Annotated in this window: 12 protein-coding genes; 2 read left to right on the forward strand and 10 right to left on the reverse strand. The window is 63.2% G+C overall.

Features of this window, described 5'->3' with window-relative positions:
* Positions 1-54: 54 nt before the first annotated feature.
* Both AC2YI2_RS24475 and AC2YI2_RS24480 read left to right on the forward strand, forming a co-directional pair.
* The gene (locus AC2YI2_RS24475; protein ID WP_487389127.1) at positions 55-993 is read left to right on the forward strand and encodes a sugar-binding transcriptional regulator; all 939 of its coding nucleotides are present in this window, start codon (positions 55-57) and stop codon (positions 991-993) included.
* Positions 994-1,250: 257 nt separating this feature from the next.
* Positions 1,251-1,904 (forward strand): TerC family protein, encoded by a 654-nt coding sequence (locus AC2YI2_RS24480; RefSeq protein WP_487389128.1) that lies wholly within the window; start codon positions 1,251-1,253, stop codon positions 1,902-1,904.
* A 41-nt stretch (positions 1,905-1,945) separates the two neighbouring features.
* Here AC2YI2_RS24480 and AC2YI2_RS24485 read toward each other — a convergent pair whose 3' ends face one another.
* From AC2YI2_RS24485 to AC2YI2_RS24530, 10 genes are all read right to left on the reverse strand, one after another.
* Entirely contained in the window at positions 1,946-3,028 is a 1,083-nt protein-coding gene (locus tag AC2YI2_RS24485) for an S-methyl thiohydantoin desulfurase family protein (RefSeq protein ID WP_487389129.1), read from the reverse strand.
* An 11-nt stretch (positions 3,029-3,039) separates the two neighbouring features.
* Complete coding sequence (locus AC2YI2_RS24490) at positions 3,040-4,122, reverse strand: S-methyl thiohydantoin desulfurase family protein (protein WP_487389130.1); 1,083 nt, start codon at positions 4,120-4,122, stop codon at positions 3,040-3,042.
* Positions 4,112-5,677 (reverse strand): hydantoinase/oxoprolinase N-terminal domain-containing protein, encoded by a 1,566-nt coding sequence (locus AC2YI2_RS24495; protein ID WP_487389131.1) that lies wholly within the window; start codon positions 5,675-5,677, stop codon positions 4,112-4,114. The genes AC2YI2_RS24490 and AC2YI2_RS24495 overlap by 11 nt, the downstream gene beginning before the upstream one ends.
* Positions 5,674-6,579: an ATP-binding cassette domain-containing protein gene (locus AC2YI2_RS24500; RefSeq protein WP_487389132.1), complete on the reverse strand. Its 906-nt coding sequence runs from the start codon at positions 6,577-6,579 to the stop codon at positions 5,674-5,676. Before AC2YI2_RS24500 ends, AC2YI2_RS24495 begins: the two co-directional genes overlap by 4 nt.
* Positions 6,576-7,421 (reverse strand): ABC transporter ATP-binding protein, encoded by an 846-nt coding sequence (locus tag AC2YI2_RS24505; RefSeq protein WP_487389133.1) that lies wholly within the window; start codon positions 7,419-7,421, stop codon positions 6,576-6,578. Before AC2YI2_RS24505 ends, AC2YI2_RS24500 begins: the two co-directional genes overlap by 4 nt.
* Positions 7,418-8,320: an ABC transporter permease gene (locus AC2YI2_RS24510; RefSeq protein ID WP_487389134.1), complete on the reverse strand. Its 903-nt coding sequence runs from the start codon at positions 8,318-8,320 to the stop codon at positions 7,418-7,420. The genes AC2YI2_RS24505 and AC2YI2_RS24510 overlap by 4 nt, the downstream gene beginning before the upstream one ends.
* Positions 8,320-9,342, reverse strand: a complete 1,023-nt coding sequence (locus AC2YI2_RS24515; RefSeq protein WP_487389135.1) for an ABC transporter permease — start codon at positions 9,340-9,342, stop codon at positions 8,320-8,322. The genes AC2YI2_RS24510 and AC2YI2_RS24515 overlap by 1 nt, the downstream gene beginning before the upstream one ends.
* A gap of 118 nt (positions 9,343-9,460) precedes the next feature.
* Positions 9,461-11,026, reverse strand: a complete 1,566-nt coding sequence (locus AC2YI2_RS24520; protein ID WP_487389136.1) for an ABC transporter substrate-binding protein — start codon at positions 11,024-11,026, stop codon at positions 9,461-9,463.
* A gap of 218 nt (positions 11,027-11,244) precedes the next feature.
* Entirely contained in the window at positions 11,245-13,599 is a 2,355-nt protein-coding gene (locus AC2YI2_RS24525) for a helix-turn-helix transcriptional regulator (RefSeq protein ID WP_487389240.1), read from the reverse strand.
* A 93-nt stretch (positions 13,600-13,692) separates the two neighbouring features.
* Positions 13,693-14,619, reverse strand: a complete 927-nt coding sequence (locus tag AC2YI2_RS24530) for a lytic transglycosylase domain-containing protein (RefSeq protein WP_487389137.1) — start codon at positions 14,617-14,619, stop codon at positions 13,693-13,695.
* Between the last annotated feature and the right edge of the window lie 48 nt (positions 14,620-14,667).

The raw sequence follows: 14,667 nt of genomic DNA on the forward strand, positions 1-14,667 counted from the left end.
GCCTTGCAAGTTCCAACCAGGATGGGGACAGAATGTTGACCGCAGGATGCTGACATGACCGAGAATGAAGAGTCCCTCGCCATCAGGGCGGCCTGGCTGCATTACGTCGGCGGCTTCACGCAATCCGCCGTCGCCAAACGGCTCGGCATTCCGTCGGTCAAGGCGCATCGCCTGATCACCAAGGCGGTGGCCGAGGGCGTGGTGAAGGTCAGCATCGACGGCGTGATCGCCGAATGCGCCAATCTCGAGGTTGAACTCTCCAACCGCTATGGCCTGACCTATTGCGAGGTTGCGCCCGATATCGACGACGACCCTCTCGCGCTCACGACACTCGGCCATGCCGGGGCGGCGTTCCTGAAACGCGAGATTGAGCTCGGCGAGTCGCCCGTCATCGGGCTGGGCCATGGCCGCACGCTTTCGGCCGCCGTGCACCACCTGCCACGACTGAATGCGAGCGGCATCAAATTCGTCTCGCTGCTCGGCGGCCTGACCCGGCACTATGCCGCCAATCCCTATGACGTCATGCATCGCCTCGCCGAGAAGACCGCGACACAGGCCTATGTCATGCCCGTTCCTTTCTTCGCCAATACCGAGGAGGATCGCGAGGTACTTCTCAGCCAGCGCGGGGTCAGCGAGGTTTTCAACCTCGCCCGCGGTGCCTCGCTGAAGGTGGTGGGCATCGGCACCGTCGACCCGCAGGCGCATCTCGTGAAGACCGGGATGTTGCAGCCGGAGGAAATCGACGAGATCGCGGGCCTCGGCGGCGTGGGCGAAGTGCTCGGCCATTTCTTCGACCGGAAGGGCCGGATGCTCGAGACATCGGTGACCGCGCGGACGCTGAGCGCCTCCTTCTCCGACACGGGCAAGGACAGGATCGTCGCGATCGCAGGCGGCCCCGCGAAAACCGATGCGATCCGCGCCGTACTGCACAGCCACAGAATCCAAGGCCTCATCACCGACGAGAGAACCGCCAGGGAGCTCCTGAAGGATTGAGATAATGTCATGGCGAGTTGGCAAATTTTCGATCGGCCCTTGATCGCCGGCCGCGATCAGGCTAGGAGACACCCACCAGGGCCGGGCCCCTCTGGCAGCTCCCAAAGCTGCGATGTCGGACTGGGAAGTTCAACACGGGTGCCTGGTTCTACTGGATTCAAGCCATTTCTCGGTCGCGTTGCCTCTGTGCTTCGGCACATGCTTCCCCGGCAGGTCCTTAGAAAGCTCGGCGCCCTCGCTTAAGGGAGCGAGTGCATATGGGTGAATTCTTCACGCAGGAGGCTTTGTCCGCCCTCCTGCAGGTTATCATGATCGACCTGGTCCTGGCGGGTGACAATGCAATTGTCATCGGCCTTGCGGCTGCGGGTTTGCCAAAGGCGCAGCGCTCCAAGGTCATCCTGATCGGCATCATCGCGGCGACGGTGCTGCGCATTGGTTTCGCGGCGGCAACCACACAGCTTCTCCAGATCGTCGGACTGCTGCTTGCCGGTGGCGTGCTGCTGCTCTGGGTCTGCTGGAAGATGTGGCGCGAGTTGCGGACGCCGCATGCGCAGGAGGCCGAAGCCAACGAGGCCTTGCAGGATGCGGACCTCAACAAGGACGGGACAGTGGCCGGAAGCGCGCCACGCAAGAGCTTTGGTCAGGCGGTCTGGCAGATCGTCATCGCCGACGTTTCGATGTCGCTCGATAACGTGCTGGCTGTCGCCGGCGCGGCCCGCGAGCATCCTGAGATCCTGATCTTCGGCCTGATCCTGTCGGTCGCTCTCATGGGCATCGCCGCAAGCTTCATCGCCAACCTGCTGCAGAAGCACCGCTGGATCGCTTATGTCGGTCTCGCCGTCATCCTCTATGTCGCGCTCGAAATGATGTGGCGTGGCTATTTCGAAGTGGTCCCGCATCTGGGCCTGTAAGACATAAGGGCGCGGCGGAAACTCTGCCGCGCCTCTCTTATTCAAGTGAAATCGAACGGCCGATAATCCACGTCATAGCCGAAATAGCGGGGACCGACGAGGGCGATGCCTTCTGGCGAGCGCCATTGCGGATTGCAGGGGAAGGCAAGCGCCACGAGCCTGAGGCCGTATTTCAGCGAGTCCGCGGTGACCGGATTGCCGCTGTCGGCTTCGAGCAGCGTGATCAGTTCGGGCGTGGTCACCAGGATCTCGCCGTCGCGCTCGGCCATCAGGAACTCGTTCTGGAAGTCGAGCTTGAACGAATGGCCCTTCCAGTTCTCGACCCCATCGAACCAGGCGCTGCCGCGGGCAAAGCCGCCGATGGTGCGGCGGTCGATATCCTTGACCCGGCCGTGGAAGATGATCTTGGCGCCGAGCATCTCGACAATGGCATCGACCGGCTCGGCATGGGCCGCACGCGCCTCGCGGAGTGCGAGGCCGAGATTGGCGCACAGGCTCAGCGTGCCGCGCACCACCGCCTTCTTCGCCGTCTTGCCATCCATGGGGTAGAAGGCGAGCAGGGCCGAACCACCCATCTCCACGGTCGCAGCACGGGCGAGCCGCTCGGTCCAGGCATTGGAGACCGTTTCGAGCACGATCGAATTACCCTTGTCGTCGCAGAGCACCATCGGCGTCGCCGAGACGCCATGCATGGTGAATGTCACCATCTGCAGCTCGGGATAGGCGCGGCCCATGCCGTCGCCATCGACCAGCGGCAGACCGCTGGCGGCCGCGACCACGAACGGCGTCGTCGAGTTCACGCCGCCTGCCTCGCCGCAGAGCACCGCGTCGATCTTGCGGCCGAGCAGCTGCTCGAGCTGTCGGAAGGCGGTCATCAGCTCGTCGCCCTGTGGCAGTTTCTCGGTCATCACGGTCGGCGCGCCCATCATGCAGACGGGCACGACCAGCGCGTCGTCGGGGAGTTCCTCGACATCGATGATCTTCACCGGGCCATGCTTACGGATCGCCTGCTGGGCCATCAGCTTGCCGACATAGGGATCGCCGCCACCGCCGGTGCCGAGGATCGCGCCGCCGATGGCAATGTCTTCGAGGTCTTCGGCATAGACTGTGCGCAGGATCTGCATGATAATCCTCGTCAGAGCGGTTTGAAGGTGAGGTCGGGATAGCCGAAAGCGGCCGGGCCGACGATTTCGAGCGCCCGCGGCGTCTTCATCAGGTCGTGGACGGGAAGGCCGATCACCGCCACCCGCTGACCGTAGCGCAGCATTTCCGTCGTGATCGGCTCGCCGGTCTCTAGCTCGAGATTCATGATCAGGTCGGGCACCATGATCACGGGCACGCCATCGACCCAGAGCACGAGATTCTCGTTCTGGATGGCGATCTCGGCTTCCGAGCCGGCCCAGTCGCCGACACCTGATATTTTTGCCTTGCCCCGCGCGAATCCACCAACCAGCTTGCGCTCGATGTCGGTGATCTTGCCGGTGAAGAACAGCTTGGCGCCCGTCTCCTCGACGATCCGCTCGACCACGTTCTGGTGTTTGGCGCGGGCATTCAGCACGGTCTTACCGATGCTGATCGCCTGGCTGACAGTGCCCGGCACTGCCGTCTTGCGGATGAAATCGCCGCGCATCGGCGCCACCGCGAAGCCGGCCCCTGCCCCCATTCCAACAGAGACATCGCGGGCGAAGCGTTCCAGCCAGAACATGTCGACCATCTCCTTGAACACCACGACATTGCCCTTGTCGTCGGCGATCGCCGCCGGCGCGGGCTTGGCGCCATAGATGAAGAAGGTGGTCATCTGCACTTCGGGGAAGGCGCGGCCCATGCCGTCACCATCCACGACAGGCAGGCCGGCGAGCCCCGCAACGATGATCGGCTCCATGGAATTGGCGCCGCCGATCTCGGCCGAGATGACGGCCGACATCTTGACGCCCGCGGTCTCCTCGACCGCCATCATGGCGCGGTGGCATTCGCCGCCTTCCTCGACCTTCTCGACGCCGACGACGGGCGCACCGATGCCGCCAACCTCGCCGACCCAGGCATCCTCGGGCAATGCTTCGAGCGGCATGATCTCGATCCTAGCGCCCTTGCGGATCAGTTCGCGGGTGCGCAGCATGCCGATATACGGATTGCCGCCGCCGCCCGTGCCCAGTAGCGCCGCGCCGAGCGCGAGCGGCTGCAGGTCGGCTTCTTCCAATATCTTGAAATCACGCGGCATTTTTGGCTCCGGCAACATGCAGTTCACCAACGGCCTTGACGCGCACGCGCGTCGCATTGCCGGGAAGATAGGCAAGCGGCACGTCCTCGACATCGACGATCTCGACGCTGGAGCGCAGTGCGCCAGCGGCGACGGCGGCGTCGATGGCGCGCGACTTGGCATCGTCGAGCGCCTGGTCGCGGCCGATCTCGGCCAGCGCATAGACGCGGTCGATCTCGCCGGAGACCTGGGCGATGGCCGCCCCGACGGCATTGGCGACGCCGAAATGGTTCGGTTTGATGACTTCGAGGCCGCCGATCGGGCCGCTCACGAGGATCGATCCACCACCAACGACGATGACGGGCAGCGGGTCAGGCGAGAGGCGTGAGCGCTCGACGCAATCTTCCAGCATGGCGAGAATTTTCGCCTGCGTCCGGTCGATCAGGTCCCGGCCGAGATGGGACACCTTTGTCTTGTCGCCGAGATCGAAGCCGCCGGCGGCCACCGCCACGTCGGTCGTGGTCAATGTCGATCCGCCGAAGATCAGCGCTTCACTCTTGATCCGGTAACCCACCGAAGTCGGGCCGACCTTCATGCCGGCATCGCCATCGACGACGAGCGAGCCGCCGCCGAGGCCGATCGAGAAGACGTCGGGCATGCGGAAATTGGTACGCACGCCACCGACTTCGACAGCAACAGTCGCCTGTCGCGGAAAGCCCTTCTGCAGCGAGCCGACATCGGAGGTCGTGCCGCCGATATCGACGACGATGGCGTCGTGCACGCCTGACAGGAAGGCGGCGCCTCGCATTGAATTGGTCGGGCCGGAGGCGAAGGTCAGGACCGGGAACTTTTCGGCGAAGGCCGCATCCATCAGCGTGCCGTCATTCTGGGTCAGGAAGAAACGGCCGCGAATGCCGGTCTCGGAGATTGCCTTGCGGAAAGCCGCAATGACATGGGCCGAGAGATCGCGCAGGCAGGCATTCATGATCGCTGCATTCTCGCGCTCGAGCAGGCCGATACGGCCGATCTCGTTCGACAGCGTGATATGGGCGCCGGGGATCGCACGAGCGAAAATCTCGCCGGCCTGCTTCTCGAAATCGCTCGAAACCGGTGAGAAGACGGAGGTGATGGCGATCGTGTTGATGCCCTTGGACTGGATATCCTTGGCGATGCCGAGCAACTCTTCTTCGTTGAGCGGCGAGATCACGCGCCCGTCGAACTCATTGCCGCCGTGAGCGAGATAGGTGTGGTTGCCGATCGCCTTCTTGAGGTCCTCCGGCCAATCGACCATCGGCGGCAACGAGGCCGTCGCCGGCAGGCCGAGGCGCACGGCCGCGGTCTGTGCAAGATCGCGGCGCTGCACGACTGCATTGGTGAAATGCGTGGTGCCGATCATCACGACATCGATCGCGCTCGCATCCATCTTCGATTCGGCGAGAACGTCCTTCAGGGCGTTGACCACGCCGGTCATCACATCTGCCGTGGTGGCCGACTTCACGCCGGCAACGACGGTGTTGCCGTCCATCACGACTGCGTCGGTATTGGTGCCGCCGACGTCGATCCCAATTCTAATCATCCTTGATATTCCTCACTTGAAGCCTTTTTGGCATTCGACGCTTCTCGAAGTTCCGTGAGTTTCTCGGCCGTTGGAATCTCACCGTCGATCAGCGGAATTTTTGGTCGCATCGCTTCTTCCTCTTCCGAAATGACCGGAACGGAGGCGAGGAGCAGACGCGTGTAATCATGTTGCGGATTGACGAAGACCTCGAACGTCGGTCCGGTCTCGACGATCTTGCCGCGATAGAGCACGCCCACCTGGCCGGCGAAATTCCGCATCAGGCTGAGGTCGTGCGAGATGAACAGGAAGGTCAAGTCGAGCTTGCGGCCGAGATCGACCAGCAGGTCGATGACGCGGGCCTGGACCGACACATCGAGCGCCGATGTCGGCTCATCGAGCACGACGAGTTTCGGCGCCACGGCCAGCGCGCGGGCAATCGCCACGCGCTGTTTCTGGCCGCCCGACAGTTCGTGCGGGTAGCGCTCGGCAAAGTTGGCCGGCAACTGCACCATTTCGAGCAGTTCGGAAATCCGCCTCTGGCGGCTGGCCGACGGGTGGCCATGCGCATCGAGTGGCACGGCGATCGACTGCCCGACCGTGCGCCGGGGATTGAGCGACGAGCCCGGGTTCTGGAACACCATCTGTACGCGGCGGCCATGCGCCCGCGAGCCGGCGGCACCCGACATGCTTTCACCGTCGATGCGGATTTCGCCAATGGTCGGTGTCTCCAGTCCCATGATCATCCGGGCGATCGTCGACTTGCCCGAGCCGCTCTCGCCGGCCAGGCCGTAGACGGCGCCGCGCTCGATCACGAAGCTCACATCGTCGACGGCGCGAACCTCGCCGGTCTGCTTGCCGAAGGCATTTCGGATCGGGAAGAATTTGGCGAGGTTGCGGATCTCCAGCATCGGCGCGCTCATGGTCTCGCCTCCGCATTTCCGAACTGCATGCCGCCAGTCAGGCGGGGCACGGCGGCGATGAGATCGCGAGTATACTGGTCCTTCGGTGCACCGAAAATCTGGCTCGTCGGCCCTTCCTCCACCACCACGCCCTTGTTCATGACGTAGACATGATGGGAGGTCTCACGCACGACGCCGAGATTGTGGGTGATCATCAGCAGCGCCAGTCCCCGCGCCTCGACGAGATCCTTGAGCAGTTTCAGGATCTGCGCCTGCGTGGTGACGTCGAGGGCCGTGCCCGGCTCGTCGGCGATCAGCAACTTGGGCTCGCTCAAGAGCGCCATGGCGATCAGGATGCGCTGACGCATGCCGCCGGAGAGCTGGATCGGATAGGAATTGGTGACGCGCTCGGGGTCGCGCATGCGGACCTGTTCGAGCACTTCATGCACACGCGCCATCCGCTCGCGGCGGCCGCGCGCCCGACCCAGGCGCTTGTCGGCATATTTCAGGATCGTGCCCATCTGGTCGCCGATGGTGAAGACCGGGTTGAGCGAGCTCATCGGGTCCTGGAACACCATCGACATCGCCGTGCCGCGCAGCTTGAGCCGCTCGGATGTCTGCATGGTCAGCAGGTCAGCGCCGTCATAGAAGATGCGGCCGGAGGTGATCCGTGCCGGCGGCTCGCGCAGCAGGCCCATGATCGCCTTCATCGTGACGGTCTTGCCCGAGCCGCTCTCGCCGACCAGTGCCACCTGCGAATGGGCGGGCACGTCGAGCGAGACATTGTGCAGCACCTTGTTGGTGCGGCCATAAGTCGAGAATTCGACAGAGAGATCGCGGACGGACAGCAGGGCCTCGCTCATCGGACCTCCTGCACGTCGAAGAGGTCGCGGAGGCCGTCGCCCAAGAGGTTGAAGCCGAGTGCGACGAAGAGGATGGCGAAGCCCGGCAGCACCGATTCCCACCAGAAGTCGGGCAGGAAGGCGGCGCCCTGCGACACCATGGTGCCGAGATCGGGTGTCGGCGGCTGGATTCCGAGGCCGAGGAAGGAAAGCGAGGCGCCGACCAGTATGACGAAGCCGCAATCGAGCGAGGTCTTGACCGCCAGCGCCGAGACGCAATTGGGCAGGATCTCGCGGAACAGAATGTGGAATTTCGATGCGCCCAGCGTCTCCGCCGCCTCAACGAATTCCTGTCCGCGCAGCTGCCGCGTGATCGAATAGATCAGCCGCGTGTGCCAGGTCCACCACAGTGCCGCGATTGCCAGCATCGAGTTGATCAGGTCGGGCGACAGCACGGCGGCGACCGCAAGCGCCATCACCAGCGGCGGGATGGCGAGCGCGATATCGGTGAGGCGCATGATGATCGTCTCGGTCCAGCCGCCGAAATAGCCGGCGAGCAGGCCGAGCACCGTACCGAAGGGCACCGCAGTGCCGAGCACGACCAGCGCCAGCAGCAACGAGATGCGCATGCCGAACACCACGCGGGTGAAGATGTCGCGGCCGACATTGTCGGTGCCGAACCAATATTCGGCCGAAGGTGGCAGGTGGCGGGCGCGGAAATTGACGACGGCGCCGACATGATCCGGATGGGGCGTTATGTAAGGCGCGAAGATCGCGGCGAGGACGCAGATGACGACGATAGCAGCGCCGATTACGGCGGTCGGATTGCGCGAGAACCGATACCAATTCTGATAGGCGTTCGAGAGCCGGGCAGGTTCATTCGAAAGCGGCTCGGTCGACATGGTCTGAAACTCGGCCATCAGCGACGTCCCCGGATGCGGACGCGCGGGTCGACGAAGCCGACGAGCAGGTCGATCAGCAGGTTGACCACGACGAAGAACACGCCCGAGACGATCACCACGCCCATCACGGCATTGAGGTCCTTCTGCAGGATGGTGCGCACGCCATAGGCCGCCATGCCGGGCCAGGAGAAGACGAGCTCGACGACGAAGGCATTGCCGATCAGGGACGCGAATTCGAGGCCCGTGATCGTCAGCGGCGGCACGAAGGCCGGGCGCAGCATGTATTTGAACACCCTGAGCCGCTCCGGCACCCCGAAGGCGCGCGCCGCCTCGATATAGTCCTGGCTCGAGACGTCGATCATCGAGGCGCGGGTGATGCGCGCGATCTGGCCCATCGTGGCGGCGGCAAGCGCGATCGAGGGCAGCAGCAGGTAGCGCAGCGCCTCGCCGAACACGTCCCAGCGCCAGTGCAGGATCGCATCCACGGTCAGCAGGCCGGTAATGTCGGGTGAGAAGGCCATGTTGGGCGGCAGCCGGCCGGTCGTGGGCAGGATATGCAGGACATAGCCGGCAAGGATCTGCAAGAGCAGCGCCAGGAAGAAGCTCGGCGTGACGGCAGAGATGATGGCGATGATGCGCACCGCATTGTCGGGCCACCTGTCCTTCCATCGCGCGGCAGCGACACCGAGCGGCACGCCGAGCACGAAGGCGATGGTGATGGTGGCGAGAACCAATTCGAAGGTTGCCGCGAATGTCTCGCGGATATCGTCGTTGACGGGGCGCTCCGTCAGCAGGGAGCGGCCGAGATCGCCCTGGACGAGGCCGGAGACGAACATGCCATATTGTTCGTGGAGCGGCCGGTCGAGCCCGAGCTTGCTGTTGAGGTCGGCGACCTGCTCCGGCGTGGCCCTTGGGCCGAGCGCCAGTCGCGCCGGATCGCCGGGCATGCCGCGGGCGATGGCGAAGATGACGATCGACAGGCCGACAAGGACCAGGATCGACCACAACACGCGCCGGCCAAGGAAAAGGAGGAATTCCAACTGCGACGCTCCAGGTTGCGTGACGAGATTGGAGGGAAAGGGCAGAGCGGGCCGCAGGGTTCGAGCGGACCCGCGCTGCCAAGACCGGTCCCGGGAGTGGGGACCGGGGGGAAAGCGGTTACTTGCAGGTCCAGCTGTACCGCGTGAAGTCATAGTCGAAGGACTGCATCGGCACGGCCTTGAAGCCGGTCAGGCACTTGTCCATCGCGTGCTGAACGTTCTGGGTCAGCAGGTAGACATCGGACTGCATGTCGACGAGTTTCTTCTGCAACTGCTTGTAGAGCTCGGCCTGCTTTGCCGTGTCGCCGGTCGAACGAGCCTCGTCGATCAACTTGTCGATCTCGGGGTCGTTGACCCATTCCATCGACATCCAGGTGCCTGCCGATTTCGAGTGATACTGGCTGTAAAACATCGAATCCGGCGACGGATAGGTCGGTCCGAAGAAGATCTGGTTCACGGCGGGCGTCGTCTCGACCTTGCCCGCAATTTCTGTGATCCGGTTCCAGGGATCGGCCTGCTGCGTCACCTTGAAGCCGATCTGTTCGAGATTGGCCTGCATCAGCAGGCTGATTTCCTCCTCGAACTTGGTGCCCGCGACATAGCCGAGGGTGATGTCGATCGGCCCTCCTGCATATTTCGACTTGGCCACCTCGGCCTTGGCAGCTTCGAGATCGTAGGTCGGGGTCGGGATGCTTGCCTCGTGGAACTCGGCGAAGCCCGGAGGCAGTGGACCGTTCATGTCGCCACCGGGGAAGATGACCTCCTTGATGGTCTTGTAGTCGGTGGCAAGCGCGATGGCGCGGCGGATGTGGATATCGTCCGTCGGCGCGACCTTGGAATTGAGCTTGAGGTAGAAGGCGGTGGTCGTCGGTTCGGTCACGACGTTGAAGCGGCCCATGGCCTCGAGCGCCTTGTAGGTCTCGGGCGACTGGAACTGGCTGGTCATGGAGAGTTCGCCGGATGCTGCCAGCGAACGCACCGTCGCCTCGTCATTGGTGATGATCCATCGGACCTCGTCGATCGGCCCCTCGCCCCATCCCTTGTAATAGTCCTTGTCGCGGACGATGGTCATCTTCGCGCCGCGATCCCATTCCTTGAGCGTATAGGCGCCCGCGCCTGCGACATTGGTCGCAAACCACGCCTGGCCGTCGTCCGAACCCTTGTTGGCCTCGGCGACCTTGGAATTGACGATGAAGATCGCCGGAACCGTGGTCAGGAAGGGCGAGAAGGTCTTGGCGAGCGTGAACTTGACGGTCTTGTCGTCGACCGCGGTCACCGAACCGGACGCCAGGATGCCGATGAACATCGTAGCCGGACCCTGGTTGATCCTCAGCAGCCGATCGACGGAATAGACGACGTCGGCCGCGGTCACCGGCGTGCCGTCGGAGAACTTGGCATCGGCGCGGATCTTGAAGGTGACTTCCTTGGCGTCGTCGGACACCGTCCAGCTCTCGGCCAGTTCCGGGATCAGGTTGCCCTTGGAGTCGACGGAGATCAGCGCGTCGTAAAGGTTCACCGCCGCCATATAATCGGTGTAGTCGGAGATCTTGGCGGGGTCGATGGTGCCGAAGATCTGCACCGTGTTCATGGTGACGATATTCTCGGCTGATGCCGAGGAAAGGCCGGCACTGCCGGCAATCAGAGCCGCGATAGCGGTGGATGCAAAAATCCTGAGCTTGCTCATGCTGTCTCCCAGTTTCTGAAACGAGTTCCCGGCGCGGCCACGTTATCTAGGCCGTCATTCTGGATGGTTTGGGGTCATTTGCCCTGCCCCATGCCAACCAGAATGCATGGCGATCGGGCATGTGACAACGCGATGAAGGTCTAGGTTATTGCTTAAATGGTCTAGGTTTTGTCAGAAATACGCGGAAGGTCGAGGCTTTCCGTCGAGGTTAAGCCGCCTCAGCCGACGATGCCCGCGGCCCGCGCGGTGCTGATCGCCTCCTGCCGCGTCCTGCAGCCGAGCTTGCGATAGACATTGCCGAGATGGAACTTCACCGTCGCTTCCGTGACGCCCAGCATACCGGCGATCGATTTGTTGGCCGCACCTTCCGAGATCATCACCAGGATCTTGTTTTCCCGACGCGACAGCTCGCTGCGGATGCCGGAGACCGGGGCAAGATGACCGCTGTCGCGCAGCCTGCGGATCACCTGCCGGGCCGAAGCAGAGGCCGAAAGGAATTCACCGATCCGCTTGTTGTCGATGAGTTCGCTGAGGAACACCTTCTCCTCAGCCAGCGGCGCGATCGAGCCGAGGCGGGCAGCGTCCTCGATGAGACGTGACAGCAGGGCGCGTGCCCTTGTCAGGTCCTGCGCGCGCTTGTGGGTATATGCAAGCCAGATACCGAGTGCCATGCGCTGGCGGTCGGTGATATTAAGGTTCGCGGAGAGATGCTCAAGGACGCAAAGCAGGCCCGGCAGATCGGGCTGCTCGTGCAGGATCTGGCGGATCCACACGAGCGTGAGCGCGATCTCGTCGCGGTCGAAGATGTGTTCCAGATGCTCCGGATCGGCCAGTATCAAGGCGCGGTCGATGGCGAGCGGCAAGTCCTTGAGCCGCGCCGTCGCTTCGGACCAGCGATTGGCATTCTGCAGCACCACGGCCTCGCGGATATTGACCATGGTCTGAAACTGCAGGTTCGAGATCTGGTAGATCCGCCATCGATCGAGAAAGCCGCGGGCTGATAGCAGCGAGAAATGCGTCGCCATCGCCTGGCTGCCATAGAGCAAGGTGAATTCCATGAGGCTCGGCCAGATCTCTCCATGCGAGAAATCGTCGATCTCAGTGTTGAGGAAGCGTGCGAGGGGTTCGGCGCGGCCGCCCTCATATTCGATGCAGGCTTCGAGCAGCATCTGCAGCCGGGCGTCATTCGGCGTCTCGAAGGGCACGTCGCCGAGATATTTCGCGGAGAGCGCCGCATGCCTGCGGGCCGTGAGCGTATCGCCCTTGATCAACCCGATCATCGCCTGGTGCAGGCTGATATAGAAGCAGAGCATTGGCGCGTTGGCGGCCTCGTAGTGATGCATCGCCCGCTGTGCCACTTCCTCCGCCTCGGCGAACCGGCGGCGGCGGATGTAGAATTCCAGCACCGAGTTGTAGAAGCTGCCGCGAAAGAGGTGAGCATCCGCCGGGAACTCGGCGTTCATCTTGAACAGCGTCGCCAGCATCTCGTCGCTGAACTGATAATCCTCGTAGATCAGCATCAGGAAGCGGAATTCGCGGAACTCCCGCGAGAAGACCGAGCGTGGGCTGAACACTGCTTCAAAGTCATGCGCATGATCGCCGAAGCGGTCGATCAGCAGCCGCCGCGCCCGCGAAATGTCGCCGCGTTTGAGAGACTGCAGCGCGAGCGACAGGACGAGGATCTCGCTCTGATGCGCATAGCTCGCCGGGAATCCGGCCAGCACTTGATCGAAGGCGGCGGGGCCATGGTAATAGATGAAGAACAGGCCGCCGGCCTTGCTAAATTGCTGGAAGGCGTTGTCCATGAAGCCTGCGGTCTGGAAGGTCGTGATAGCATCCACGACACGGCCATGGGCGGCATAGGCCTCGGCGATGGCCTTGGCCCCTGCTGGCGTGGTGATGCGGCGGGAGATCGAGACGTCGATGGCGCGGTTCAAGTCGTGCTGCCAGGTGCGGACATTGAGCTCCAGCCGGTCGCCCCTGCCAGACAATGCGAAAGGCAGAAGCCGGCTCTCCTGCCGTGCAGGCACCGAGCCGCCCTCCAGCAAGTGCTTGAGATCGACGAGTTCCTCTGACGAGGCGTGATCGAGGATCTCATGCCCGATGAATTCGGACATGTCGGAAATCTGGTCGCCATTGAAGGCAGCGAGCGGCCAGCCGCCACAGCGATCCATCACGGCACCGGCTGCGGCCCGGCCAAAGGCCTCCACCGCCTCGTCCCCGTCGAGAAGCAGATCCCGTCCGTCGATGCGCACGGCTTGCCCATAGGCAAAGGCGCGGATCAGCCCGGCGAGTTCGACTCCCGGCCGCTTGGCGATGATGATTCGTCTGCCCGCAGCGAAGAGGTTTTCCGGCAAGGGTTCGGGCGTCCCATAGGGCGGGATGTCCCAGAGCACCAGGCCGGTATTTCCGTCGGGCGGCGTGAGCCCGACATGCACGCTGGCGCCGGCCTTCTCTGCGATCTGCCGCAGAAGCACGGACTTGCCCATGCCCGCAGGCGCCTCGAGCACGACGACGGCGTCCGGCAGCGCCAGGATACGCAAGATCAGTCTTTCGCGGAAAAAACCGTTCATCTGCGGCAACAAAAATCTCCCGGCCACGTATGCGCATCATAGCTGAGCCCGACGGAAGCGAAATGGCCCAGCGCGCGCTGTCACATCTATCGGCTAGTTCTTGACCACCGCACAAGCCACGCCCGCCTTGTGAATGGCGTCGCAGAGCGTCAGAGCCTCCTGCCGTGTATTTCGGCCAATCCTGGCCTGATATTTCGGGCGCATTCCCGGCTTGACGCGCTTCTGGCGGACGATCAGCGCGTGTTCGGCATTGAGAGGCGCCGGCAATCTCGCGATGGATTCCGACATGAGCTTTCTCGCGACGGCAGGATTGAAATTCGCCGCAAGCTGGACCGTCCACGGGGCCCAGTCGAGGGACCCGACCAGGATCGGTTCCGGCAGATTCCGGCTCACAGCGAGCCGGATGCAGGCATTGAGGAAGGATCGCGTGGGATCGAGCGGCTCTGCCGATTTTGTCGGCGGATCATCCCGCCAGGTTTCGACAGGATTGCCGGTAATCACGAAGACGTAGTCGCGGGTTTCGAGCGGCAGTCTGCCATCGACGAGGAACTTGCTCAGGCGATTCTCCCCGGCATTGTATGCCGCAGCGGCGAGCCCGAGATTGCCGAACCGGTCGCGCAGTTCACCCAGATAAAGCGACGAAGCATCAAGCGCTTGCACGACGTCGAAGCTGTTCTTGAGGCCCCGCAGCTTTGCCGTGCCCGGCATGAACTGCGCGATGCCTTCGGCACCCTTCGGGCTGATGGCATCGGCGCGAAAAAGGCTCTCGCGCCAGATCAGCCGGGCGAAATATGCGGAAGGCAGATTCCGCTCCGTCGCGAAGCGCTCGATCGCGCGGCAGACATCACGGGAAAAAGAATTCTTGCGGATGCAAACTCTCTGGACGCCTGGGCCTGCCGGCCTCTCGAAGAGGCATTGCCTGTTCGCACTGCGAACTTGAGCTTCTGCGCCGTAAGGGCCGATCGCTTCTACCGTCGCAAACAGCACGCAGCCTATGATCAGTGTCGTTCGAGCACTCAACAACTGCCCTCCTAGGCGCGGCCATCCCTATCATTCCCTGGCGGCGAC

Source organism: Rhizobium sp. SRI_017 (assembly GCF_057586295.1).